This is a genomic window from Streptomyces sp. NPDC018019 (assembly GCF_044327805.1).
GTDB lineage: Bacteria > Actinomycetota > Actinomycetes > Streptomycetales > Streptomycetaceae > Streptomyces.
Map to the genome: position 1 here is coordinate 15,110 of NZ_JBIRGD010000035.1, position 24,804 is coordinate 39,913.

Below are 24,804 nucleotides of genomic sequence, written 5' to 3' on the forward strand. Positions count from 1 at the left end.
ACTTCAAGTCCGGCCCGTCGCTCGCGGCGGGCCGGGGAGAGGGGGGCTGAGCTGCGAAGCAGCTCGGCCCGCACCCCAACACCCAAGTTCCCGGTCAGCGTCGACTTCCACACCTACGTCCGGGACGACCGGACCGGTGACTGACCGGCCGCCGCCGGCCGGGGAGCAGGGCGGGAATCCCGCTCCCCGGCCGGGGCCGAGCACCACACCGAACACCTCAACGCAGGAAGGCAGTCATGAACATCCAGCTGTACACCGTGGACGGCAGCGCACACGGCCCGTACGTCGCCACCCCCGTTCCCGCTTCCTGGGAGCCCTACGAGCCGATCAGCGTCACCCGCGTCACCGCCGAGCAGATCGCGCTCGACCTGAACGTGGAAGACGCCGGATGCGGTCTGACCGCCGCATGGGACGGCCCCAACCTGATCTTCGCCTGGGACGAGCGCTACCGCGGCGAGGAGGACAGCGAGACGGTCACCCCCGACACCGAGGGGCGCTACCGGATCGGTGGCCTGTGGCCGTGGCGGCAGATCCGGACGGACCGGCAGAACGCGCTGTTCACGGCGGGCGCCATGCTGCGCGCCGCCCTGGCAGAGCAGGGCATCACCGTGCACACCGACGGCATGAGCCCGAGCTGGGCGATCCCGCTGGACCGGGCCACCCCCGCGCCGGAGGTCTACGCCCGCCCGCACCTGCTGATCGCTGACCGCCGCCCGTCCATCGAGCACGCCCCGGCAGCCCACACCGGATGGGTGATGTTCCTGCACGACGAGAACGGCGAACCCGCCGGTGACCGGCTCTACGGCTCCGGGAACGGCACCGACCCGGTCGACTGCGTCGCGGACTCCTTGGAGGCCGCCGCGTTCATCGCCGACTGGCTCGCTGCGCAGCGCTGACCAGCACCACCGGCCGGACGTCCGGCGGAGGGGCAGGGCGGGAATCCCGCTCCTTCCGCCGGGCCCGGCCCGAGCACACCGAGCACCCTCAACCAGGAGACGACCATGACGAGGAAGCCTCGCTCCCGGTCCACCGGCTCACCACCGATCAGGTGTGGGAGACCCACCGGAAGAACGGCATCGCGCACCACGAGGCCTACGACCAGGGCATGCGGCGCCTGAGCTGCCGCGCCTGCCCGCTCGCCCACACTGACGACTTGGTCCGTTCCGCCCAGCTCAACCCCGAGCTGTTCGCCGAGTACGCCCAGGCCGAGACCGAGATGGGCCACCAGTTCAAGAAGTCCATCAGCCTGCGGGCGATCATCGAACGCGCCCGGAGCTGACCGGCCGCGGCCGGCGGGGGAGTGGGGCGGGAATCCCGCTTCCCCGCCGGGGCCGTACACCCCACCGAACCCCTCAACCGCCGAAGGACCGCAGCATGAACCACGTCATCCGCCGCCCGCAGCGCACGCTGACACCGCAGGAGCGCGCGATGGTACGAAACACTTCCGCCCTGAACCTTCAGGGGGGCTTGATCATGGGCATCATCGATCCCGTGCCCAACCCGTCGCCCATGGGCGAGGACGAGGGCGCGTGGGTGCGCGAGCAGGTGTGGCCCGTGTTCTTCACCGAGATCGACAAGAAGTATCCGTTCGGTTTCTGGCGCTGGTCGGTGTGCGAGCGCGGCACGTGCTGGAACTGCCTCAGTGGCCGGTGCGAGCTGTGCGTCCACCGGCAGGAGGGCAGCCCGTACGTGGACGACAACGTCGCGTGGGTGCACAACACCCGGGGGCAGTGCGTTGCCAAGTTCATCGTTCGGCCCGACGACGCGCCGTGCGTGTGGTGGTGCCGGTGCCCCTGCCCCAAGGACGGCTCGGTCACCGTCGAGCCCGCCGGGCCGGTCGAGGGTGAGGCCGGACCGGAGGAGCCGGGCTCCGGCCGCCGGCCGGAGCCCGGCTCCTCGCGCCGAGGAAGCCGTACGCGGGGCTGCCAGCCTGTCGACGAGGCGCAGTACACCCTGTTTTGACGGCGGCCCGCGAGCCCGGGGCCGCTCGGCGCCGGACGGCGAGCGGCCCGGCGGGGCGCAAAAAGCGTGGGAATCCCGCCGGGCCGTCGGTCCGGCCACCGAGGGCCCTCAACAGACCCATAACCGAACCAGTCACCATCGTACCTACGACCGATACCACCAGGAGCACACCCGTGAAGACCGTCGACGGCCGCCAGTGGGCGCACCGCGAGGAGCTGATCGAGCACAGCGGCTACAGCGCGATGACCTTGAAGAGGCTGTGGCACGACCGGCGGGCCAATGGCCACCCCGAGCCCCGCACGATCGACGGCGTCATGCACTGGGACCTGGAGGCGTGGGATACGTGGCTCAAGCAGTACCGTGAGCGGCGCCGCGATCTGTCCGGCGTCGACCGCAGCGGCGACCCGGATGAGCAACTCCCCCCGGCGGGGCAGGCCCGCGTGCTCGGCGTCGATCCCGCCCGCATCACCCAGTACACCAAGAACCCCCCACCGGAGTGGCCCGACCCGGTCCGCGTTGAAAAGCTGCCCACCCGCACCCGCGAGTACCGCACCCGGGCCCAGCTCTGGACGTGGGTCGATAACCCCGTCAGCGGGTTCGGCACCAGACGCGCCCCACGGACTCGCGCGGCGCAGACGCCCGACCCGCGCGACGCGCGTCCGGCTGGCCGCCGAGGCGCTGGCCGCGATGCCCGGCCGGAAAGCCGGTGAGGTGGCTGCCGCCCTGGCCGAGTGCCACGGCCAGTCCGTGGGCACCTGGAAGCGGATCGTCACCCAGGCCGCAAGGCTCAACGGTGGCGCCCCGCGGTAGGGGCGGTGGCCAAGGCGGCCCGGTCGCCGGTCTTCCCGGATCTCGATCTCGCCTCTAGGTGAGTTCACGGACCGGGGCCCTCCAGCGGGGCCGCCGTGTGGCGTTCTGCGAAGGACGTTCCGGGGGGTGATCAGCGCACCGGAATTCTCTGCAAAAAAGCCTTTGACCTGCGGTTTCTGACGTGTCGAGAGTTGACCTGAACCCCAAAACTTGAGAGTATGGTCCATGTCGGAAGGGGGCGGGAATCCCCTTCCGGCGCCGGGCCCCGGGCCCACACCGAAAAACCTCAACGACACCAAGGACGCAGATCATGGGCAACACCCATGCCTCCGGCGCGCCCGCCGACGGGGCGCTGAGCATGCTCTACCCCGGCACGGACTTCGCCGCCGACGCCGCCGACCAGGAAGCCCAGGACGCGGCCGCCCTCGCCGCGGCCGCCGGCCACCCCGCGCTCGCCGAGTGCCAGCAGGCCGCCGAACAGCTCATCGAGCTGGCCGACGAGCACCCCGGCGATCCCGAAGCTGAGGAGTGGGCAGACGACGCCATCGAACGCGTCACGGAATGCGCGTACGCCGTGGTCGAGGGCTACCACGAGCGCGTCGAGGAGCTGGCCCGCGAAGCCCGCGGGGAGCGCGCCGCCCTCGCGCTGGGGCGGTTCGAGGACCAGGGCCCGGTCACCGCTGAGCGGATCGCCGCCCTGGACGCGGAGACCCGCCGCCTCCTGGAGTGGTACGCGAACCCGTTCCCCATCGAGTGGCTGTGGGCCCCCGCGCGCGACACCTTCGGCCGCATCCTCCGCAAGCGCATGGTCGTGCTCTTCCACGGCCCCGGCGGTCTCTCCCTGGGACTGCGCGACGTCCTCGGCGCGGACGTCGACATCATCGGCATCGACCTGGACGGCGGCGCCGTCGCCACCGCCACCGCCGCCGGATTCCGCGTCATCCACGCCGACGTCACCGCCCTGGACCCGGAATCCCCCGCCCTCCAGTTCGTCAGCATCATCGCGCTCACCCCGCCGTGCCAGGCCTTCACCCCGAGCGGACTGGGCAAGGGCCGCTACACCGCCGCCATCGACATCATCTGCCGCGTCATCTGGGAGGCAGGCGCGGCCGCCGGATTCGCGCCCTGGGAGCACTCGCCCACCGGCTACGCGCCCCGCTCCGGCGACACCTGGGAGGATGTCCGCGCGCCGCTCGCACAGCTGGAGGACCCGCGCGCCGGACTCATGGCGGAGGTCATCATCTGGCCGCTCGGAATGCTCGCCCGGCCCGGCAGCCTGCTGGAGTGCGTCATGGTCGAGCAGTCCAGCGCGCTGCCCCGGCAAATCGAGGAGGCGCTGTTCGCCGAGCTATCCCAGGCCGGATGGCACACCACGGAGGCCTGGACGCTGGACGCAGTCGACTACGGCGCCTCGCACCGCAAGCGCCGGTTCCTGTCCGCCTACCGCGGCACCGCGACGCCGTTCGTCGACGTCGTCCCGGCCGAGCCGATCCCCGCCCCGACCTTCGCCCAGGTCGTCGGCTGGCCCACCGGCCGCACCTACCTGACGCGCGGTCACCGGCCCGTCGACCCCGCCACCGGCCGGGCCAAGGGCGGCGGCAGCCGCAGTGCCGATCTCCCGTCCACCTGCGTCACCGCGACCGCGTACGGGTGGGCCGACGCCGAGACCGGCGAGCGCATCACGCAGGCCGACATCGGCCGCCTGGTCGGCTTCCCCGCCGACTACCCGTGGACGCACGTCGGCCGCGGCCGCGGCGTGCGCAACGTCGCCCAGCAGGCAGCGGACGCGGTCTGCCCCATGGTCGCGGCCGCCGTCTTCGGGCGGATCACCGGCGACCGGAGCTGGGAGGCGAAGGTGCGGGCGTACGTGCACGAGCTGTACGGCATCAACACCAGCCGCACCCCGGTGATCGAACAGGCGATGCTCTTCGCCGATGACGACCTGACACCCCAGGCGGCGTAGGCGAACAGCACCACCCCGCACACGCCAACGGCCCGCCTCCCCCAGGAGAGGCGGGCCGAAGCGTGTCCCGGCTGCACGGGCACCCGGTACCGTCCCAAGTGCGACGTCAGAACGGAGAGTTCATCATGACGCACGACGCAACGGACCCACAGACATTCGGCACGCGGGTCCGCCGAGAACGCGAGCGCAGGGGACTGTCGCGGCCGGTGCTGGCCGGACTGGTCGGCCGCAGTACGGAATGGGTCAAGGCCATCGAGAGTGACCGCCTCCATCAGCCGCGGCCGCCGCTTCTGCTGCGCCTGGCGCAGGCACTCGGCGTGGACGACCTCGCGGTGCTCACCGGGGACGACCGGATGGCGATCACCACCTACAGCCAGGCAGCCCACCCGGCGCTGACGACGGTGAAGAACGCGCTCACCGACTGCAATGTGCTACTCCGCGACGAGGAGCCCGCGCCGGCGACAGCGCTGGCGATGCAGGTGCAGCAGACCTGGCAGGCCTGGCACGGTCTCGGCGACCACCGCACCCGCGTCGCCGACGTCCTTCCCGCCCTCCTGGCCGACGTGACCTACGCCGCCCGCACCCACGAGGGCACCGAGCGCCGCCGCGTCCAGGTGCACCTGGCGCAGGTCTACCACCTCGCCCAGCTCTATCTTTCGTTCCAGCCCGTGCCGGAGCTGGTGATGCTCACCGGCGACCGGGCGATGGCAGCCGCACAGAACGCCGACAGCCCACGCGCCATCGCGGCCAGCGCCTGGTACCTCAACCACGTGTATCGCGATTCAGGCGACCAGCATGAGGCCCGGGTCGACCTCGCCATGCGGGCAATCAAACTGCTCGACCCGGACCGGGGCGCCGAGGACATCGCGCTCACCGGGTTGCTGCATCTCGCGGCCGCCCTGTCGTACGCCAAGATCGGCCAGAAGGGCAGCGCCGAGCGGTATTGGAGCAAGGCCGATGCGGCGGCCCGCCGCCTCGGCGACGCCTACGTCCATCCGTGGCTGCTGTTCGGCCGCGGCATGGTCGACGCGTACGCGATCACCATGGCCAACGACCTCGTGCGGGCGGGGGAAGCTGTCGATGTGGCCACGCACATCGACCTGGGCACCATGCCCTCGGCCACCCGCCGCAGCTTCCACCTCGTGGAAACCGCGCGCGCCTACAGCCTGGAAGGCGAGGCCTTCGCGGTCGTGCACCTGCTGACCAAGGCATACGAGGCATCGGCGGAGACCGCGCGCTTCAACCTCTTCGCCCGGGACACGGCCGCGGAGCTGGCCGAGCGGGGCAGCCCCCTCATCCGCGAGGAAGCGCGCGGCCTGGCGCGTCAACTCGGCGTGGCCAGCTAGGGGTACAACTTGTACCCCGAAACAAGGGGGTACAAGTTGTACCTGTCGCTTCCCTCTTCGGGCCTTACGGTCGTGGGCGACCCATCCCCAACCGAGGTCCGGCGATGTCTGTCATGACCGCAGTAAGACCCCGCAGCACGGGGTGCCCCGGCTACACGGTCACGCGGGAGCGCACACCGAAGACCGCGAAGGAGGCCCGCCGCCTGGCGCACGTCGCGCTGTGCACCTGGGGCCTGGACGACGATGCGGAGATAGCGGCCCTGCTGCTGTCGGAACTGGTAACCAACGCGGTCCGGCACGCCTGCGGACGGTCGGTGCGCATCGTCATTGACCGCCCGGCGACGGACCGGTTCCGCGTCGCTGTGGTCGACCGGTCGCCCCGGCAGCTCCCGCAGCTGCGCACCCTGACCGCGGACGCTGACGATGGGCGAGGACTCTTCCTGGTCCACGAGCTGTCCGACCAGTGGGGCTGCGACCTTTTGGGGCCCGGCAGGCGGCCATGGGGCAAGCGCGTATGGGCGGAAGTGAGGGTGTCGGGATGACGACGGCTGACGTGTTGCCGGAGGTCGGTGACGAGGTGATGGAGGGCCAGGTCCGCGCGATCGTCACCGACATCCGCGGCGGTGAGTACTGGCTGCGTGCCCCCGGCCGGGAGGAGTGGCCGGCGCAGGACTCGAAGCGGCTGACCGTACGGCGCACCCGCGCCGAGATGATCGCAGCAGGCGAACTATGACACCGGCGTGAGCGGGCAGCCCCCGCACGCAAAGCCCCGCTGCCTGTGCACCCCCGACGCGGGCAGCGGACGGAGGCGGTGCTCCGGAGCCTCACCCGTGAGAGGTTCCGGAGCACCGTTGCGTGCGGAGGCCGGAAGGCGCCGAAGCCCCCGGCCGGGGCATTGCACCGGCTGGGAAGGGGCATCCGAGCAACGCGAAGGACCCCGTGCCACGGGGCCCTTTTCTCTGCGCTCTCGGTCTCAGGCGGACGCGTTTTCGGTGGGCGTTGCGGCGTCGCCCGCTGCATTCTGCGTGGGCACCTGGGCTGTCGTTCCAGTTGCCTTCTTCTTCGTTGCTGTGCCTCGCGCGCGGGGGCGTCCCTTCGGGCGCTTCGCGGGTTCCTCGGCGCCGAGGGCCAGCAGGTCCTCCTTGGCCCAGCCCGCGGCTTCCGCTGCGACGAAGGCCTGGGCATACGGCTCGTCGAGAGCGGCCAGCTGCTGCTTGAGGTGATCCCGTTGCTCCAGGAGGTTCAGCAGGGGGCCGAAGGCCTCCTCGCGCGCTGCTTGGATCGCTTGCATCTGCCGTCTGATCTCTTGAACATCCGCCATGCGGTGATCGTACCGGGCACCCCTCTGTGGCAGGCAGGTGAATGCATCAATGCCGCATCTCCCAGGGGTTTTTGCCGTTAGTCCAGGCACTGCGGGCACCCTTCCGGCGGCAGTAGCCTCCGGAAGCGAGTTAGTGGTTACTGATATCAGTAACCAGGATCTTCGGCTGCGGGCCACTAGTGTGGGCAGCCATCGATCTTGGGTCCGGGCACGGACCGGGGTGGGGGAGGGGACTGTCGTGACGCAGCCACCAGCAGCGGACGGCCGACGGCGGGCGGCCCCCGTGCGCCGCCGCGAGCGCGAGGCCGGCGGCCGTCGCACCAATCGCTTCCTCGTGTCCTACAGCGATGCCGAACTGTCGATCGTCAAAGAGGCCGCTGACCGCGACAACCAGGCGTTGGCCTCCTGGGTCGGCAGCGCCGCTCTTGATGTGGCTGCCGAGAAGGTCGTGCCGGTTTCCACCGACGCTCGCGATGTCGTCGCCGAACTGATCGAGGCCCGCCGCCAGGCGGCACGGATCGGCAACAACATGAACCAGGTCGCGAAGGCTTTGAACGCCGACGGCACGGTGACCGCCGCCCAGCTCGCAGCGGTACTGGATGGCGTGCGGAAGGCCATCGGGCGGATCGACGAGGCGACCCGTCAGGTGATGCGTGAGCGGCGGCCGCGGTCGTGATGCCGAAGAAGGCGCGCGAGGGCACCGACACGGCGGGGCTGTTGAAGTATCTGTACGGTCCGGGCAAGCGGGACGAGCACGAGGATCCGCGCATGGTGGCCGCGTGGGATCCGTACGTGGACGATCCGGCGCGGTCGCCGGACATGACGATTGCCGACTTGGCGCTGATGCTGGATGCGCCGGTATACGCCTTGCTGGGGAAGAAGCCGCCCCGACACGTGTACCACGTGGCAGTGCGCAACGCCCCCGAGGACTCAGTCCTGACGGACGAGGAGTGGGGCAAGGTCGCACGCGAGATGATGCACGCCGCCGGCATCGCGAAGCACGGTGACGATCAGGGCTGCCGGTGGGTGGCGATCCGGCACGCGGACGACCACATTCATATCGTGGCGACCAAGGCGCGGCAGGATGGCCGACAGCCGAACCTGCGGCAGGACATCGTGAAGATGCACGCGGCCGCGCGCCGCTTCGAGACCGAGTTCGGGCTGCGTCGTCTGACGCACGGCGACAAGACCGCCCGCAAGTGGGCGAAGACGGGTGAGCAAGAGAAGGCGGCGCGGCGCGGCCTTGCGGAGCCGGTCCGCGAGACGCTTCAGCGCACGGTGCGCGAGGCGGCCGCGGCCGCCACGGGCGACGCCGACTTTTTCGCCCGGCTGAGTGCGTCCGGCGTGCGCGTGAAACAGCGGATCGCCCCGGACGGGAACATCACGGGCTACTCGGTCGCGCTGCCCGGCGACCGCGACAGCGGCCAGACGCCGGTGTGGTTTCCGGGGGCCCGACTCGCACCGGACTTGTCGCTGCCCCGGGTACGGGAGCGGTGGCAGCACCCGGCGTCCGTCCCGGCGGTGGCGGCCGCCGAGATGTGGCGCGAGGCCGAGCGACGGGTGCGTGCGGCCGCCGACCAGCTCGGCGCCGGCGGGCTGCACGAGGGCGCCGGGGATGTCGCTGCGCTCGGCGACCTGATCGTGGTCGCCGCGGTGTCCTCCCCGCGCCTGGTGCGCGAGCAGATGCGCCAGGCTGCCTACGAATTCGAGCGCGCGTCCCGCGTCCCTGGTGACCGTGCCCTGGAGGGGCAGGCCCGCGGCCTGTACCGGGAATCGGCACGGCTGATCTCGCAGTCGGCGGCCGCGGTCGGCCGCAGCGACACGGTCGCCGCCCTGGGCTTCCTGCTGGCGCTGGTAACGGCGATCGAAGCGTCCCAGCGCTGGCACCAGGCGCAGGAGCACCGGGCGCAGGCGCAGGCCTCCGGACGGGCTGGTCGGCTGCTGCGCGAGGCGGTCGAGGTGACCGCTGGAGCCAGCGCGGCGCGGGAGCATCGGTCACGTCCCAGGCGCGCGGCCGTGCGGTCCGCAGGAGCCCGGCAGGCGCCCCACGCAGCTGGTGACCGGCCGATGGCGGGTGTGGTCCAGCAGTCCCTTCCCGAGCACGCACAGGCGGTGTTTGCGGATGCCGCGTGGCCCGCGCTGCGCGCACGCCTGGCGGCGGTCGAACGGGCGGGCGAGGACCCGGTGGAGGTTTTGGCGGCGGTGGCCGCCCGGCGCGAAATGTCCTCAGCGGCCTCGGTCGCAGAGGTGCTTACATGGCGGCTGGACGGGTGGCAGCGCCAGCGTGGTGCGGCGGCCGCCTCCGGCAAGAGCGCAACGGCCGCGGGAGGCAGTGGTCGCGGCGGCGCGGCCCGGACGACGGGGGCGCCCGCGGCGACGCGGCGGCCGCCGGGCGGCGAGCAGCGTAAGGGCCCGAAGCGGGCCCGGTGACGAGGGGAGAGGGAATGGCGACATCGGAGGAGCGAGAGCCCTTCGCCGAGGCCGCGGCCGAGGCGGTGCAGACCTCCATCATGGCGATGCGTCTGATCATGGCCATCGCGGATGCGGTGCGGCGTCACCAGCAGCGGATGGCCGGGGTGGAGGAGGACCTGCCGCCCGCCGAGGAGGCTGTGGCCGAGGCCTCCAGGGGGGTGAAGAAACTGCTGCCGCCGGACATTTCCGCGGCCTTGCTGGGCAGCGGGGACTGGCCGCAGTTCGCGCAGCAGCTGATGGCTCTGCGCCGGGCGGGCGTGGACGTGGGAGCCCTGCTGCCGCGGGTCGGCGAGGTGGCGGTGACCGTACGGGACGCGGTGGCGGCGAACACCGAGCGGGTGGCCCGCGAGGGCACGGAGCAGTGGGCGAAGGCGCTGCGCGAGACGCTGCCGGCGGGGCCGGTGCGCGAGGCGATCCTGTCCTCCCCGGCGTGGCCGGACATGGCGGCGACAATGGCGCAGCTGGACGCCAGGGGCGTCGATGTGCGGCAGATCCTCGCCTCCGCCCACGAGGAGGGCGTGGGCGTCGACCGCGCGGTGGCCAAGGTGCTCGCGACGGGGACGGCACCGGTCACCAGCCGGGACGCGAAATTGTCGTACGGTCCGCTGACGACCGGGCTGGACACTCCCAAGGACCTGGATCTGGCCCACCGCCAGCGGGCTTTTCGGCAGCTGGCCATCTCCCCTTCGGAGCATCAGCGGTGCGCGCGGCTGCTGCGGGAAGCACTGCCCGGGCGCGAGCGGGAGGCGGACCTGGTGGTCGCCTCGAAGCAGTGGCCGCTGCTGGTCGCGCGGATGGTGCAGATGGAGAGCCAGGGCAAGCCGCTGACGCAGCACTTGGCCCGCCTGGAGATGGACACCTCCTGGGAGGAAGGGCCGCGCCCGCAGCTGGGAAGTCGGCTGGTGCAGGCCACGCTGGAGACGTTGCGCAGGCCGCTGGGTGCTCCGGCGGCAGCATCGCGGGCCCGGGTGGATGCCGCCGCGGCGCGAGCCCAGTCGCCGAGCATGGGCCCTACTAAAACGCCGACGGCCAAGGGAGCGGCGCCTGCCGAGCCGGCGGTGGCCGCGCACCGGGAGGCGGGGCCTGCCCCGAAGAGCGGCAAGACCCGGTAGGCCGTTGGTGACCCTTCTTTCGCGCAACCGTTGAGGCGGCGGGCGCGACCAGCACCGCTGATGGGTGCAGGTCGCGCCCGCTGTGTTCCCGTTCAGGGCCGGGTGGCCCCGGCGTAGTCGGAGGCGGGCATGGCCGTGGTCATCGGCGCGACCTCGATGTTGCGGCCGGTGCGCGGGGCCTGGAGAACCTTGCCGTCGCCCGCGTAGAGCGCCACGTGGTAGATCTTGCCGCGCTTGCGCCAGAACAGCAGGTCGCCGGGTTTGAGGTCGGCGCGGGCCACCGGGCGATCGGAGGTGGCGTTGTACTGGGCGGCTGCGGTGCGCGGCAGTTTGCGGTACTCCCAGTAGGCGTACTGCACCAGCGAGGAGCAGTCGAAGCCCACGGTGGTCGCGGCGGCGCAGCGTCCGCCGAGGTAGCCGTTGCCGTCGTCGCAGAAGCCGGTCGAGGGCCCGGCGGGGCCGCCGCCGCCGTAGGAGTAGGGGGTGCCGAGGCGGCCCGAGGCCTTGCGCAGGGCGTCGGGGCCGGCGCCGCTGCCGCGGATTTGCAGGGTGGTGTCGAGGCCTTCGAACTGCTTCATGGACGTCATGATCAGGCGGACGTAGTCGCGCGTCTCGCGGTAGGGCGGGATGCCGTGGTGCTGGGTGACCGCTCCCCAGCCGGCGTTGTACCCGGCCAGGGCGAGGGCGCGGGGATCGCCGGTAATGCCGGAGGCTTTGGCCTGTTTGATCAGGGAGCACATCATGCGGCCCTGGGCGACGACGGCGTCGCCGGTGTCGGTGGGGTCGGAGCGTCCGTTGCCGTCGGCGTCGCGTCCCCAGGTAGCCCAGGTGCCAGGCATGAACTGGGCGGGCCCTTGGGCGCCGACCGGGCTGCGGACGTTTCCGGTGCGAAAGCCCGACTCCTGCTTGAGCTGTGCGGCCAGGAGGGCGGGGGTCAGCTCCGGGGCGTCGCATTCACGGTCCGCCTGCAAGATCCATCGGCGGAACTCCTCCGGTACGCCGCGCAGTCCGCCGCCGCCGGTGTCGGGTGCCGCCTGGGCGTCGTTGTCCGCGACCACGCTCACCACCAGCATGAGGAGTCCCAGGACCAGCGCCAGCACGGCCAGCGCACACCCCTTGACCGCTTTCATCCCCCCGTGCCCCCCTATTTGTCCTTCGGTATTGCTGCACTGTGGCGTGCCGCGGAACGCCGGTGTGCGGGTCGGCTGCGGTGCCCTCCCCCGGCCCGCAGATCATCTGTTGTACGGTCCTCGTCCGTCAGGTGCTTTCTGTCGGGGGCCAGGGCGGGTGATGGCGCATTGCCAAAAGTCGCCCATGCGATGGAGGAAACGGAAGTGCCAAAGGTGCACTCGATGCGGTGAAAGCGTTGCCATTCCCGGGGTGGGGGATATATAGCGGTGCGGCCGTGGAGAGGCTGGCACCTGCGGGAATTCGGTGGTGCGGGCCGTCAGGGCAGGACATGCGGAAACCGACCTCCGGGACCAGAAAAATTGTTCTCACCCTCGGTGAACAAATCACGCTAGCCTCAGTGGTCACATAAACCCAAGACTGAGACAGAATCAACAGCGCAGCATCGGGGGGAGTTGCGAAGTGATCACTAATACGCCGATGTCCACGGCCGGAACCGGCCCCGCGAGCGGGCTGCGGTACGCACTCATCCCGGTCCACGGCTACGGCATCGCGGTGGCGACCGTCGCGCGCATGTTGGACCCGGACGGCACGGGAGCCGTGGCCCGGGTGTTGCAGACCGGAGAGCCCGTCCCCTGGGGGGCGCGGCCGGTCCTGCTCGCCGAGACCACCGTGTACGGCGCCGTGTGCGTCGAGCGGATGCTCCAGGGATGGAGCCTGGCGCGGCCTTGGCTCGTGCTGGTCGCCGATGCCCCGGTGCGCCCCGCGCCGGCGGCCCGCTTCCGCTTCCGGGCGTTGCAGGCCCGGCTGGCCGGGACCGCCCACCTGCCGTACCTGCCGGGCCTGCGCACGGCGGAGGGGCCGGAAGAGGCCATGGAGTTCAAGGACGTGTGCGCCGCAGCGGTGAAGCTGCGCGAGCGAATCGAAGGGAAGTGACCGTGAACGAACTGATCATGCTCGCTGGCATCATCCCCGAGGCCAAGCCGACCCAGATTCCCGGCCTGGGCGAGACCGTGTCGAAGCTGTTCGGCTACGGCCTGTGGCTCGTGATCCTGGCGGGCGCGGGCGCGGTCGGCTTCGGCCTGTACAAGCTGGCGGTCACCGACAAGTCCCGCAACGGCGGAGGCAGCGAGCCGTTCAAGTGGATGGGCGGCGGCATCGGCGCCATCGTCGTGGCCGGGTCCCTGATCACCATCATCAACGGGATCGCGGGCTGATGGCCTGGAACCGTACCCGGCTGAACCGGGGCATGATGTGGGGCGCCGGCGCCATGGCCGCCGTGGTCGCCGGTCTGGCCCTGTACGCCGTCGTCAGCGGGGGCGACGACGGACCGACCGAGCCGACCGGCCAGGGCCGCACCAGCGCGTCGGCACCGCCCGCCAGCCCGGCCCCGACTTACGCCCCGCCGGACGACTGGACCGAGCCTGCGCGGTGGGCGGCGCTGGTGCACGGCTCCCGTGCCGAAAACCACCGGGCGACCGGCTTCCCGCAGACCACCACCGGCGCACTGTCGATGCTCGCCGCCGCCAACGAGACCACCGTCGAGGGCGCCACGAGCACCGTCGATGAGCAGCTGGGCATCTACACCACCTACGTGGCCGACGCCGACAAGAGCGCCGCGAACGAACAGAAGGTCAAGCAGAAGGCAACGCAGGCGGACGCCTCCATCCGGCGCCAGTTGGGCCTGCCCGCCAACGGGCCGTTGCCCAGCGGCGCCTACGCCCGCAACCACGTGGTCGGCTTCAAGGTCATCAAGGAGGACAGGGGGGAGGTCAGCGCATGGCTGCTGACCCGCGTGACGATGAAGGCGGGGGAGACGGACAAGGAGCGCGGCTCCTACACCCGCACCCTGGCCGCGGCCGCGTGGCAGAACGGCGACTGGAAGATCAGCTCGGCGGCGGTGCTGCGCGCCGCCCGGCAGGCGGCCTCCGCTCCGCGCCCGGCGATGGCCGCTCCTGGGGACGCCGCCTTCAACCGGGCGGGCTGGACCGCGATCCGGGAAGCGTCGTGAGCGTGCGGCGGAGGCTGGCGGCGCTGCTGCTGGTCCTGGTGGCCGTCGTCGGCGGGATCACGGCCCCGCCGGCGGCGGCGGATGAGCCGAAACCGGATCGCGGCATCATCAGCTACGGCATCGATGCGGCCTGCGAGCTGACCACCGGGCCGGTCATCGGCGCCATCGTCGACGGCATCGCCGGGGAAGACATCTGCGAAAAGATCGGCGACAAGGGCGAGGAGAAGATAAAGGAAGCCTGGAAGGCGGTGTGGGACTCCGTCATCGGCGACATGATCAAGTCCGGGGTGGATGTGGCCAAGTGGGTGCTGAAGAAGACGCTCACGGTGGCGCTGATGGGGCCCAGTCTCCATCTGGAAGACACCGGGCTTTTCGGTCAGGACGCCACCCTCGCGGGGATGCTCGTGTGGCTGGGCTTGGTGATCGCGGCGTTCGGCCTGATGTGGCAGATCGGCAAGATGGCGGTGACCGGCCAGTCGAAGTACATCGGCCAGGCCATGCTGGGCTGGGTACAGCACACGCTGCTGGCCAGCATCGGCCTGACCATCGTGGCGACGCTGCTCAGCGCGGGCGACGCGATGACCACGGGCATCGTGGACAGAGTGTTCGCCGAGGACGGTGCCCTGGAGCGGATCGTGGCCGTGATGCTGCCCGCGGGGATCGCCAACCCGATAACGCTGGCTGGGGTCGTCTTCGTGCTGCTGCTGGTCGGCTTCCTCCAGCTGGTGCTGATCTTCCTGCGGCAGTCGGCCATCCCAATCCAGTGCCTGCTGCTGCCCATCGCGGGCGGAGGTCGCACGGGAGGCGAGTCCACCCGCAAGTGGGCGCCGCGGCTCATCAACTCCATCCTCGTGGTGATCACCTACAAGCCGATCCTGGCCGTCATCATCTGTGCCGGTTTCAGCGAATTCGGGCAATCCAAGACGTTCGCCGAATGGCTGCGGGGGCTGGCCACCTTGGTGCTGGCCGTGCTCGCCCCCGCGCCGCTGGCAAAACTGTTCGCGCCGATCAGCGAGGAGATGGGCGCCGGTCTGGCCAGCGGCGGTGTGGGGGGCGCTCTGGGCGGCGCTGCCGCCTACATCGGTGAAAAGGTCGGCAGCCGGGACAAGGGCGGCTCGCAGGACAGCGGTGGCGATGCCGCGCCGACCAGCGCCGTCGAGCACGCCCGTTACGTCGAGCAGAGCATGGGCAGGCAGCGGGACGGCAAGGACAGCAAGACCGGCGCCGGCGGCGATGCGATGGCCCAGGCCGCCCGCAACGATGCCGCGGCGGCCCAGACCCGTGCCGGACTCGACACGGGCGTGGGAGCCGCCGGTTCTGCCGGTGCCACCGGGGCGACGGGCGCGGCCGGTACGGCCGGTGTGGCGGGCTCCGCGGGCGCCGCGGCCGGGCCGGCGGGCCTGTCCCTGCAAGTCCTGGACGGCGTCAACGACGCCCTCCAGAAGGGAGCCAACGAAATGGGCGGGGGGAACACGTGACAACCCATGAGGTCCCCGAGGCGCTGCGGGTCGAGGGGTTCCGCACCCGGCGCTCGTTCGGCGTCGGCAATCTGTCCAAGGGCGGGACGATGTTGGCGGCCGTGGTGCTGGCCGCCGACGGCATGATCGGCACCAGGGAGCCGCTGACGCTCGCGGTGACGATCCCGCTGACGCTCGCGGTGATCGGGCTGGCCGCCGCCCGCCGCCACGGCATGTCCGCCCTGGCCTATTACTGGGCTCGCTTCGCCTGGAAACGGGCGACCCGCGCCGAGGCGACCGCCTACCGGCGGGTACTGCTGCCGCAGCCCTACGCCCTGGACCTGCCCGGCGTGGGCGCCTCCTCCACCCTGGTCAAGGCGTACGACCCGACCAGCGGCCGATCCGTCGGCGTGGTGCACGACCGCTCCACCGGTTACATGACGGTCTCCACCCTGCTCGCCCCCGGCGGCAGCCTGATGGCCCCTACGGGCGCGGTGGGCGGCAACATCCGCAGCTGGAGCAGTGTGCTGGACGCGATGTCGACCGACGAGCAGATCAAGGGCGCCAGCGTCACCATCCAGATCACCCCCGGCGCCGGGGAGGCCCTGGGCGACGACGTCAAACGCCGCCGCCGCGCGGACGCCCCGCAGCTGGCCAAGGACACCATCGACGAGCTGGTACGCACCACGCCGCGCGCCACCGCCTCGGTGGCGCCGTGGATGAGCGTCATCGTCGACCCCAACGCCTGTGCCACCCCGCCGAGCGACCTGCACGAGCAGGTCGCCGAGGCCCTGCGGGTGGTCGACTCGCTGGATCTGTCCGGCACCGGCACCGACATCTTCCGGCGCACCACCGACGTCGATGTGCGCCGCCTGGTGCGCTCCGCCTACGACCCCGACGCCTTCCACTCCAGGGATGAGGCGTTCGAGGATCTGGCGTGGAGCGAGTGCGGCCCGCAGGCCGCCGATGACGGCTGGGAGGAGTACGCGCACGACGGCGGTGTGTCCGTCTCGTGGGTGCTGCGGGAGATGCCGCGCCGCCCCATCCCCTACTCCGTCCTGCTGCCGCTGCTGGCCCCGGGCAAGTTCCAGCGCCGCATCACTCTCGCCTACCGGGTGCTCGACCCGCACGAGGGCGAGGCGGTCCTGGAACGCGAGATCAGCAACGCCGAACAGCGGGCCCTGACCACCGCCCAGGTCAAGGGCCGGGCCAAGTGGAGCCAGAAGGCCGACTACCAGCGGGCGGACAAGGCCGCCGCGCAGGCCGCCTCCGGTGCACAGGTCGTGGACTGGACGCTGATGGTCACCACCACCGCCCGCAGCACCGCGGACCTGCCCGCGGCCCGCCAGGAGGTACAACGCGCGATCAAAGCAACGAGGGGCATTCGGATGCGTCCCGCGTACGGCGCGCAGGCCGCCGTGTTCGCCGCCGGCCTGCCGCTGGGCTACAGCCCGCTGGTGAAGTAAAGGACGCAACCCCATGGCCAAACCGCAGCAGAAGGTCAGCACGCCGCGGCGGATGACCACACCCGGCGACGCGCCGCAGACCACCGCGGCGCAGCGGCGGGCCGAAGCCCGCGCCGAACGCCAGGCCAAGCGGCGCTTCGCCGGCCGCCTCGGCTGGGGCGGCCGGTTCAGCGGGCGCGTCCCGGTCGAGGACACCGGCACCGTCTACACCGGCCCCTCCACCCAAGTCGGCGCCCTGTACCCGTTCCTGCTCGGGGCCGGGCTGCCGCCGCGCGGCGTGCCCGCTGGCCGCGACGTGCTCACCGGCGAGCTGGTGTGCATCGACCCGTCCGGCTGGACCGGGAAGCTGACCACCAACCCGGGCGTGTGGGTGATGTCGCAGCCCGGCGCGGGCAAAAGCGCCCTGGTCAAGCGGATCTGCCTGGTCTATGCCGCCTACGGCTACATGATGGTCGTGCCCGGCGACGTCAAGGGCGAGTACAGCCAGCTCGTCTCTGAACTCGGCGGCTCGGTGGTGCGCATCGGCGACGGCATCGGCCGCCTGAACCCCCTGGACAGCGGCCCGCTCAAGGGGCACCTGGACGCGCTTTCGGCCCGGGAGCGCGCCGGGCTCCTGGACGTGCTCAACGGCCGCCGCCTGGAGACGCTCGGCGCCCTGCTGGCCACCAAGAACGGGCTGGGCCGGGCGCCCAACGAGATCGAGCGCAGTGCGCTGACCGCCGCCGTGCAGCTCGCCTCGGACGCCACCCCGGGCCACGACCCGATCATCCCCGACGTCATCACGGTCCTGCGGCAGGCACCGCAGGAGGTCCGCGACAAGCTCGCCGCCGACGACGACACCTACCGGGACCTGACCCGCTCGGTGATCGCCGGGCTGGACAACCTGGTCGGCGGCCCGCTCAAGGGCCTGTTCGACGGGCCCACCACCACCCCGCTGGACCTGCACGCCCCGGCGGTGTCCGTGGACATCTCCGGCCTGCGGGCCCGCGGCAACGACGTCATCTCCGCCGGGATGATCGCGACGTGGGCGTATGCGTACTCCAGCGTCGACAGCGCCCGCAGCATCGGCCTGATGAACCGCAAGCTCGTGCTGCCCATGGACGAGATGTGGCGCGCCCTGCGCTCAGGCCCCGGCCTGGTCGACGCGATGGACAGCATCAGCCGACTCAACCGCACCACCGACGATGTGACGATCTATGTGACGCACTCGCTGCTGGACAGCGAGTCCCTGCCCACCGAAGAGGACCGGGCCAAAGCGCGCGGCCTGATGGACCGGTGCGACACCTGGGTGCTGGGTGCGTCCACCGCCGAGGAACTGGTGCGCGTCACCGGCAAGCGGGCCCTGACCGAGCAGGAACGCATGATGATCCAGTCATGGTCCTCGGCGACCAGCACCGGGCTGGACACCGGCGGCGACCAGGTCCACCCCGGCCGCGGCAAATACCTCATCAAGATCGGAACCAGGCCCGGGATCGCCGCGGCAATGGAGCTGACGGCCACCGAGGCCCGGCTGTACCGGACCGACAACAACACCGTGGACGAGGGGGACACGCGCTGATGATGACCGACAACGATAGGGCGTGGGCGGCCGGAGGCATCCTGCTCGGGGGCGCGGTGACGCTGTCCGTCTCCACCTGGGCCGGGGCGGCCGCCGGTGCACTGGTGACCGGCGAGGACCCGGCGCCCGTCCCGCTGTCCCCGGCGGGCCTGTTCCAGATGGCCACCCGGTGGCCGGCGGTGTGGGCGCACTCCCCGACCGCGTCCGTCATCGGCGCCGGACTGCTCGACATCCTCGTCATCGCCCTGGTGGTGTGGGGCCTGCGGCTGTGCTTCCGGTGGTTCCGCAACCCCTCCGACCTGGCGACGCTGTACCAGGTGCGGGAGCTGACGCCCAAGCAGGCGGCCCGTACCGCCACCCGCCTGCGGGCCTCCTTGAAGAACACCAAGCCCGTCGAGGTCCCGGCCCGCGACCGGGGCGTGCTCCTCGGCGACCACCTGCCGTCTGGCGTGGAGCTGCGCGGAAGCGACGAGGACACCTACGTCGCCATCATGGCGCCCCGCGCGGGCAAGAGCACGTCGCTGGCCATTCCGGTGGCGGAGGAGGCGCCGGCGGCGCTGCTGATGACGTCGAACAAGGCGGACGTGTACGCCGCGACCCTCGCGAGCCGCTCACGGACCGGGCAGGCCTGGATTCTCGACACCCAGGGCGTGGCCCAGGCCGAGCGGCAGATGTGGTGGGACATGATCGCCCAGGCGGAGACACTGGAAGGCGCCGAACGCCTCGCCTCGCACTTCGTCACGCAGATCACCAGCGAGCAGGCCGACCCATTCTGGTCCCAGGCCGCGGGCGACCTCCTGGTCGGCCTGTTCCGCGCCGCATGGTGGGAGGGCGGCAGCGTCCGCGACGTCATGCGGTGGCTGGCCGACCCCAAAGAGAAGGCCCCGCTGCGGGTCCTGTACGAGCACGAGCCGGTACTCGCCGAGCAGGTCGAATCCTCCATCAACATCGCGGAGGAGACGCAGTCCGGGATCTACCAGAACGCCCGCACCGCCGTCAGCGCGCTGCGCGACGAGAAGGTGCTCGCCTGGGTGACGCCGGACAGATATCACCCGCGCTTCGACCCCGAACACTTCGCGACCAGCAAAGACACCCTCTACCTGCTGTCGAAGAAGGGCGGCCCGGCGAGCGCGGTCGTGGCCGCTCTGGCCGATGCGGTGTTCACCGCCGGCGCCGAGGCGGGCGAACGCGCGGGCGGCCGCCTGCCCGAGCCGATGCGCGCGGTCCTGGACGAGGCCGCGAACATCTGCAAGATTGCGGACCTGCCCGACCTCTACAGCCATCTCGGCAGCCGCGGCATCACGCCGTTCGTGATCCTCCAGTCCTACCGCCAGGGCGTGAAGGCGTGGGGCGAGGTCGGCATGGATGCGATGTGGTCGGCCGCCACCAAGAAGCTGATCGGCGTCGGCATCGACGACGCGCGCTTCGCCGGTGACGTCTCCACCATGGTCGGTGCGCATTTCGTCGGCCGCGGCTCGTACTCCAAGAGCAAGGACGGCTACAGCCGCAGCGTCTCCGAGCAGCGCGAGCAGGTCATGGACCCCGCCGACGTCCGGGCGATGCGGAAGGGGACAGCACTGCTGCTGGCCACCGGGATGCCTGTCGCGCAGGTCCGGCTGCGGCCCTGGTACGCGGAGAAGGCGCTGGCCTACGTCGGCCCGCAGCTGAAGGCCGAGGAGCACGCGATCACCAAGCGGGCCGTGGCGGCGTACGAGGAGCGCAAGGCGGCCCGCGATGGCCGATGAGCCGGACCCGAAACTGTCCGTGCCGGTGGGTATGTTCGAGGACATCGAAGACCTCAAGGCCCGGAACGCGGCCCTGACCTCCCAGGTCGCGGCCCTTGCCGAGCAGCTCAGGGCCCTTGCCGAGGGCGGCGACGCCGAGCCGGGCGAGGCCTCGGACAACGAGACGGCCGCTGGCGACCAGGCCGCCGCGGAGGGAGACACGGACGAAGAGGCGTGGCAGTACCCGCCGTTCATCCTGCTGCTCGACCCCCCGGCGTACGACGACGAGCTGCGTGCCCTGATCGAGTGGGTCGAGGGTGTGCTCGTGCCCGGCTACCTCGCCGAGCCGTCGGCCGACGCCCGCTGGTGCCATCTGTGGTTCGAGCACCCCGTCGCCGTCGCCCGGTTGCATGCCGCGTGGCTGGCCTGGCAGGAGCTGACCGACCCGGCGTCCTGCGGCTACACCGGGCCCTCGGTGTGGCACCGGGACCACATGGACCCCGCGCTCCGGGAGCTGCGTGCGTCCACCGGGCCGTTCGGCGGCTGCACCAAGGGCGAGCACAAGATCGAGCACCGCTTGCCCAGTCTCGTGCCCAGCGCCTGGACTCACGGCGAAGATTGAGAAGGAGGCCCTGCCATGTCCGCTCACGACACTTCTGACACTTTCACCCTGACCATCACCGACCGCCTGGACGTACTGCGTCCCGACGGCAGCACCTGGAACCTGTGCGAGGGGCACGATCACGAGTGCCAGACCGTGGCGCAGGTGTTGGACTGCCTGGTGTGGGAGAACCTCGCCTCCATCCCGCCCGCGGACCTGTACGGCCTCCAAGTCGAGCCGCTTCGAATCGTCCTGCCCGGCGTCGAACCCTTCGTCGCCGTGTTCCACGGCCCGAGCGAGGACTTCCCCAGTGGGCGCACGCTCGATGAAACCGGCCTGCCGTTGTGCTGGCGAGCGGTCGCCGAAGCGGCCGGCGCCCCCGCTGCTGACGCGGTCAAGTCCATCGGTTGCCCCTCGTGCCAGCACCCGCCACCAGCGCAGCCGCCCGTGCCCGCGTGGGAGCAGGACGGCCACTTCCAGGTCGGCGACATGGTCCAGACCCCGCCCGCCGACCCCTTCCCGGCGAAGGTCGTGTGGGTCAAGGGCGACCGCGTCGGCATCGTCACCAACCCCGCCAACGGCGCCCAGGCCAACGCCTCCCGCGAGCAGCTCCGCCACGTCACCGGCTGCGCCCCCTGCACCGCTGACGCCGCAGTCCAGGACGCCGCCGAGGAGGAGCGGGAGAGCGCCTACTGGGAGCGGTGGCCGGCCGAGCACCGCGAGCTGCACGACGCGGTGATGGAGGACATGCAGCTCACCGCCGGGTCCGTGCCCAACCTGTCGGTGTGCGGGCACCCGTCCACCCACACCCGCTACAAGTTCGGCCCCAACTCCCCGGTGCGCGAGTGGATGCGCACCGAGTTCGACGGGCACATGGTCGCCTCCGAATCCCCGAGCCTCGCCCTGGGCCGCATATGGGACCCCATCGACTGGCTGCGCATCGAGCGCGAGCACGGCGACGAGGGGCTCACCATCACCGTGCCCTGGGAGGGCATGACGTGGCCGACCGTGCGCAGCGCCTACACCCTCGCCCGGGAAGCGGGTCTCGACGTCGTCCTTGACGTCGACCTGGAGATGGACCCGCTCGACGACGGCACGGTCGGCGTCGAGGCGATCCCCACCTCAATGTTGGTCAAGGGCGTTGTCCCCGACGAGGTCGAGGAGCAGATCAACACGATCCTGGGCCGCACCCCCGAGTCCTACCCACACAGCCGCATGCTCCGGCCGTCCTACCCGGACCGGCCCGGCATCGACTACAGCGCCCCGTACAAGCACGACACCGATGACCAGACCATGTGGGGCTGGTCCTGATGACCACCCTCTCCGCCGTGTGCGGAAGCGGCTGCCCGGGTGTGCGGCGGGGCGTACGGTGGGGGCGCTGACCGAGCTGGGAATCCGGTGGCAGCGAGGCGGTGGGGGACATGAAGGCCCGTGACCACAGACGAGCAGTGCCAGGCTGAGGGCCGCAGCTGCGGAGAGGCTGCGGAGAGCGCGTCGCTGTGCGGCGGACACCGGACAGAGACGGAAAGCCGAGCCCGGTGATTTACCCCGGTGCAACGAGGCGGCCGGGCTCGGCCAGGACTGCCCTTGCGAGGCAACCGTTAGAACACCGCGATTCTAGGCACGCGAAGGGCTCACCGGCACTGGGTCCGGCCCAATCGCATTGCCGGGCTGGAAAGTTGGGCAAACGGCATTGGCATGCTGGCAGTCGGAGCGGGTGGTCATTCTGGCCAGATAACCCGTGGGCTCCGGCGGTCCCCTTCGGCGAGGGGGAACCGGGCCCGCGTCGTTGTGCGTCCGCGCCGCCGTGGTGCGCCAGGTGCAGCACCTACGGCCAGGGGGACAGGTGAAGTGCTATACGGCTCGCAGACGGCGCACACCTGCTCCGCCTCTTCGGGGCCGTCCACGGCGGCTGTCCGGCTGCGGTGGCCGGTGATCTGCACGACGACCCATTGCCCGTCCGGCAGGCCGTCCACCTGTCCGGCCCATACCGCCTCCAGTGCCGTCTGCGGGGTGGTGCTCTCGGACTGGAGCAGGCGCTGGCCGTCCGGGCTGAGGGCCGGCCACACCTGAAGGTGGTCGCCGTGCTGGTCGTCGGCCAGGGTGTCCAGGCCGGTCGCCGAGTCGTAGAGAAGCGGGCCCGCACAGTGTCCATGGCCAGAGAGTAGGGGGCCTGTTGCCGATAGTGATCGAGGCGCGAGGCGGCGCGCCCGCAGCCGCGACGCAAGACGTGCGGGGTGGCACCGTCGCGGCCACCTGACCGAGGAAGGCCACCATGACCCGCTCCCCGCACCACCCCCGTTCCGCTGCCGCCGGGCTTGTCGTTCTGCACGCTCTGGTCGTCGTCGCCATGTTCCTCACGTGCATCGTCGCGGTCGCCACCCGCGCCGACGACAGCAGCCGGGCGCCGCGCTGTTCCACTGTCTCCTCGAAGGGGGGTGACTTCGTGCCGGCCGGGTCCCGCCCGTGCACCGTGTACGGCACCGGACAGGGCAGCGGGCACGCCTCGGCGGTCGGGCCCGGCGTGGCGCACCCGGTCGCCCCGGACACTGCGGCCAAGAAGCCGGGCCGCGCGCCAGCAGCCGCACCGAAGGCCGCGGCCCCGCCGAAGGTGAGCCTCAGCAAGCGGTGACCGCCAGGCCGCGCAGCCCGGCAGGACAAGGGCCCGCTGGGATCGCTCAACTCCACCTCGGCAGTCCTGGCCAGCGAGCGTCCGGCTCTCCGGACACGGCCCACCCCAACGCCTTCACGGCCCGGTGCGCACCCGCTGCCCGGCCTCCGCCGACACGCTCACCTGATAGTCGCCCAACGCGGGCCAGCCCAGCTCTTCGAAGGGGCGTTGCGAACGCTGGCCGCGCACCTTCATGAAGGCCACACCCGACACCATCCGGCCCACGGCGCTGCCCTCACCGTCACACACCAGCCTGCACAGGCCGTCATACGTGCCCCCGTCCCAGTTGAACGGCGTGGCGACCGGCGTGACGATCACTCCTCCGGCACGGACCTGTGCAGGCCAGGCCCGGGGGACCTCGCGTACGGCGGCGGTAGACAGGATGCCGTCGTACGGCGCGCTGTCGGCGTACCCCTTCTCACCGTCTCCCACTACCAGCCGCGCGCCGATGCCCAGCAGGCTCAGCCGCTCCCGTGCCCACTCGGCGATCTGCGGGTCGATCTCGATCGAGGTCACGTTGCCCGCGCCGACACGGTGGGCGAGCAGCGCGGTGTTGTAGCCCGTGCCGGTGCCGATCTCCAGCACCGTCTCGCCCGGCTGCGGGTCGAGGTGGTGCAGCATCTCCACTACTACGGCGGAGCACGAGATGGAGCTGGTGAAATCGGTGAAGGCGTCCGTGGTCACCGGGCCTTCCTCCGGCTGTATCGCGCCGTCGTCGATCTGCGTGATCAGCATCTGCTGTGTCCGGTAGACGGCCTTGAGCCACTGCCGGGGCCGTGTGGTGCGATCCATCAGTGGGTAGAGGCCGTCCTTCGCCACCGGCCACCACACGCGATCGGGGACGAAGTGCTCGCGCGGCACCGCCATGAAGGCGTCCCGCAGCCACGACTGGCCCTCGAAGTACCCGCGCTGGTCGAGCTGCGCTGCGACCTGCTCGCGCAGCTCGGCGGCCTCCTGCACCGTGCTGACGGCGTCGTTCACTCCTCTTCGTCCTCGACGTCTTCGGTGCTGTCGTCCTCCGGCGGCGGGTTACCCGGATCACCCGGGCTGGAGTGATCGCCGCCCACCTGGCCGTTTCCATCCCGACGGTGTTCCATGCCGTCCTCCCCACCTGGCGCGGATCCAGTGTGCTCGGCGCACGCCCGTGATCGCCACCATGCCTCACCGCGTCATCAGCGCCTCCGCGACCGTCATGGGCGGCT

General features: G+C 71.3%; 23 protein-coding genes. 20 read left to right on the forward strand and 3 right to left on the reverse strand.

The features are described from left to right. The first annotated feature begins 236 nt into the window (after positions 1–236). From ACH4FX_RS37265 to ACH4FX_RS37300, 8 genes are all read left to right on the forward strand, one after another. Positions 237–896 carry a hypothetical protein gene (locus tag ACH4FX_RS37265; protein ID WP_398485920.1) on the forward strand — a complete coding sequence of 220 codons (660 nt, stop codon included), beginning with the start codon at positions 237–239 and terminating at the stop codon, positions 894–896. 152 nt (positions 897–1,048) lie between these two features. Beyond that, positions 1,049–1,279 carry a hypothetical protein gene (locus ACH4FX_RS37270; RefSeq protein ID WP_398485921.1) on the forward strand — a complete coding sequence of 77 codons (231 nt, stop codon included), beginning with the start codon at positions 1,049–1,051 and terminating at the stop codon, positions 1,277–1,279. A gap of 95 nt (positions 1,280–1,374) precedes the next feature. Next, positions 1,375–1,962 (forward strand): DUF6248 family natural product biosynthesis protein, encoded by a 588-nt coding sequence (locus ACH4FX_RS37275; RefSeq protein WP_398485922.1) that lies wholly within the window; start codon positions 1,375–1,377, stop codon positions 1,960–1,962. A gap of 173 nt (positions 1,963–2,135) precedes the next feature. After that, positions 2,136–2,672 (forward strand): hypothetical protein, encoded by a 537-nt coding sequence (locus ACH4FX_RS37280; RefSeq protein ID WP_398485923.1) that lies wholly within the window; start codon positions 2,136–2,138, stop codon positions 2,670–2,672. Between the two features lie 410 nt (positions 2,673–3,082). Further along, the gene (locus ACH4FX_RS37285) at positions 3,083–4,735 is read left to right on the forward strand and encodes a hypothetical protein (RefSeq protein WP_398485924.1); all 1,653 of its coding nucleotides are present in this window, start codon (positions 3,083–3,085) and stop codon (positions 4,733–4,735) included. 125 nt (positions 4,736–4,860) lie between these two features. Beyond that, positions 4,861–6,081 (forward strand): helix-turn-helix domain-containing protein, encoded by a 1,221-nt coding sequence (locus ACH4FX_RS37290; RefSeq protein WP_398485925.1) that lies wholly within the window; start codon positions 4,861–4,863, stop codon positions 6,079–6,081. A gap of 113 nt (positions 6,082–6,194) precedes the next feature. Further along, the gene (locus ACH4FX_RS37295; protein ID WP_398485926.1) at positions 6,195–6,623 is read left to right on the forward strand and encodes an ATP-binding protein; all 429 of its coding nucleotides are present in this window, start codon (positions 6,195–6,197) and stop codon (positions 6,621–6,623) included. Further along, entirely contained in the window at positions 6,620–6,814 is a 195-nt protein-coding gene (locus ACH4FX_RS37300) for a hypothetical protein (RefSeq protein WP_398485927.1), read from the forward strand. The genes ACH4FX_RS37295 and ACH4FX_RS37300 overlap by 4 nt, the downstream gene beginning before the upstream one ends. Before the next feature lie 240 nt (positions 6,815–7,054). Here ACH4FX_RS37300 and ACH4FX_RS37305 read toward each other — a convergent pair whose 3' ends face one another. Next, a complete protein-coding gene (locus tag ACH4FX_RS37305) occupies positions 7,055–7,402 on the reverse strand; it encodes a hypothetical protein (RefSeq protein WP_398485928.1) in 348 nt (115 codons plus the stop codon). A 283-nt stretch (positions 7,403–7,685) separates the two neighbouring features. Between ACH4FX_RS37305 and mobC the strand changes: the two genes are divergently transcribed. Genes mobC through ACH4FX_RS37320 form a run of 3 tightly spaced genes read left to right on the forward strand, consistent with a single transcriptional unit; the run spans position 7,686 to position 10,986 of the window. Continuing rightward, a complete protein-coding gene (mobC, locus tag ACH4FX_RS37310; protein ID WP_398485929.1) occupies positions 7,686–8,078 on the forward strand; it encodes a plasmid mobilization relaxosome protein MobC in 393 nt (130 codons plus the stop codon). After that, positions 8,078–9,832 (forward strand): relaxase/mobilization nuclease domain-containing protein, encoded by a 1,755-nt coding sequence (locus ACH4FX_RS37315; protein ID WP_398485986.1) that lies wholly within the window; start codon positions 8,078–8,080, stop codon positions 9,830–9,832. Before mobC ends, ACH4FX_RS37315 begins: the two co-directional genes overlap by 1 nt. 14 nt (positions 9,833–9,846) lie before the next feature. Next, entirely contained in the window at positions 9,847–10,986 is a 1,140-nt protein-coding gene (locus tag ACH4FX_RS37320) for a hypothetical protein (protein ID WP_398485930.1), read from the forward strand. A gap of 92 nt (positions 10,987–11,078) precedes the next feature. Here the strand turns inward: ACH4FX_RS37320 and ACH4FX_RS37325 are convergent, their stop codons facing one another. Next, positions 11,079–12,116: an NlpC/P60 family protein gene (locus tag ACH4FX_RS37325; protein WP_398485931.1), complete on the reverse strand. Its 1,038-nt coding sequence runs from the start codon at positions 12,114–12,116 to the stop codon at positions 11,079–11,081. Positions 12,117–12,594: 478 nt separating this feature from the next. Between ACH4FX_RS37325 and ACH4FX_RS37330 the strand changes: the two genes are divergently transcribed. From ACH4FX_RS37330 to ACH4FX_RS37370, 9 genes are all read left to right on the forward strand, one after another. Continuing rightward, on the forward strand, positions 12,595–13,050 hold the full coding sequence (locus ACH4FX_RS37330; RefSeq protein ID WP_398485932.1) for a hypothetical protein: 456 nt from the start codon (positions 12,595–12,597) through the stop codon (positions 13,048–13,050). 2 nt (positions 13,051–13,052) lie between these two features. After that, a complete protein-coding gene (locus tag ACH4FX_RS37335) occupies positions 13,053–13,331 on the forward strand; it encodes a hypothetical protein (RefSeq protein ID WP_398485933.1) in 279 nt (92 codons plus the stop codon). After that, the gene (locus ACH4FX_RS37340; RefSeq protein ID WP_398485934.1) at positions 13,331–14,125 is read left to right on the forward strand and encodes a hypothetical protein; all 795 of its coding nucleotides are present in this window, start codon (positions 13,331–13,333) and stop codon (positions 14,123–14,125) included. The genes ACH4FX_RS37335 and ACH4FX_RS37340 overlap by 1 nt, the downstream gene beginning before the upstream one ends. Positions 14,126–15,599: 1,474 nt before the next feature. Further along, complete coding sequence (locus ACH4FX_RS37345; protein ID WP_398485935.1) at positions 15,600–17,048, forward strand: SCO6880 family protein; 1,449 nt, start codon at positions 15,600–15,602, stop codon at positions 17,046–17,048. Between the two features lie 13 nt (positions 17,049–17,061). Further along, positions 17,062–18,606, forward strand: a complete 1,545-nt coding sequence (locus ACH4FX_RS37350) for an ATP-binding protein (RefSeq protein ID WP_398485936.1) — start codon at positions 17,062–17,064, stop codon at positions 18,604–18,606. Beyond that, positions 18,606–20,351 (forward strand): type IV secretory system conjugative DNA transfer family protein, encoded by a 1,746-nt coding sequence (locus tag ACH4FX_RS37355; protein WP_398485937.1) that lies wholly within the window; start codon positions 18,606–18,608, stop codon positions 20,349–20,351. Before ACH4FX_RS37350 ends, ACH4FX_RS37355 begins: the two co-directional genes overlap by 1 nt. After that, positions 20,341–20,952 (forward strand): DUF4913 domain-containing protein, encoded by a 612-nt coding sequence (locus ACH4FX_RS37360; RefSeq protein ID WP_398485938.1) that lies wholly within the window; start codon positions 20,341–20,343, stop codon positions 20,950–20,952. The genes ACH4FX_RS37355 and ACH4FX_RS37360 overlap by 11 nt, the downstream gene beginning before the upstream one ends. A gap of 15 nt (positions 20,953–20,967) precedes the next feature. Next, positions 20,968–22,242: a hypothetical protein gene (locus ACH4FX_RS37365; protein ID WP_398485939.1), complete on the forward strand. Its 1,275-nt coding sequence runs from the start codon at positions 20,968–20,970 to the stop codon at positions 22,240–22,242. Between the two features lie 964 nt (positions 22,243–23,206). Continuing rightward, a complete protein-coding gene (locus ACH4FX_RS37370) occupies positions 23,207–23,563 on the forward strand; it encodes a hypothetical protein (RefSeq protein WP_398485940.1) in 357 nt (118 codons plus the stop codon). Between the two features lie 114 nt (positions 23,564–23,677). Here the strand turns inward: ACH4FX_RS37370 and ACH4FX_RS37375 are convergent, their stop codons facing one another. Then, a complete protein-coding gene (locus ACH4FX_RS37375; RefSeq protein ID WP_398485941.1) occupies positions 23,678–24,583 on the reverse strand; it encodes a methyltransferase domain-containing protein in 906 nt (301 codons plus the stop codon). Positions 24,584–24,804 lie beyond the last annotated feature (221 nt).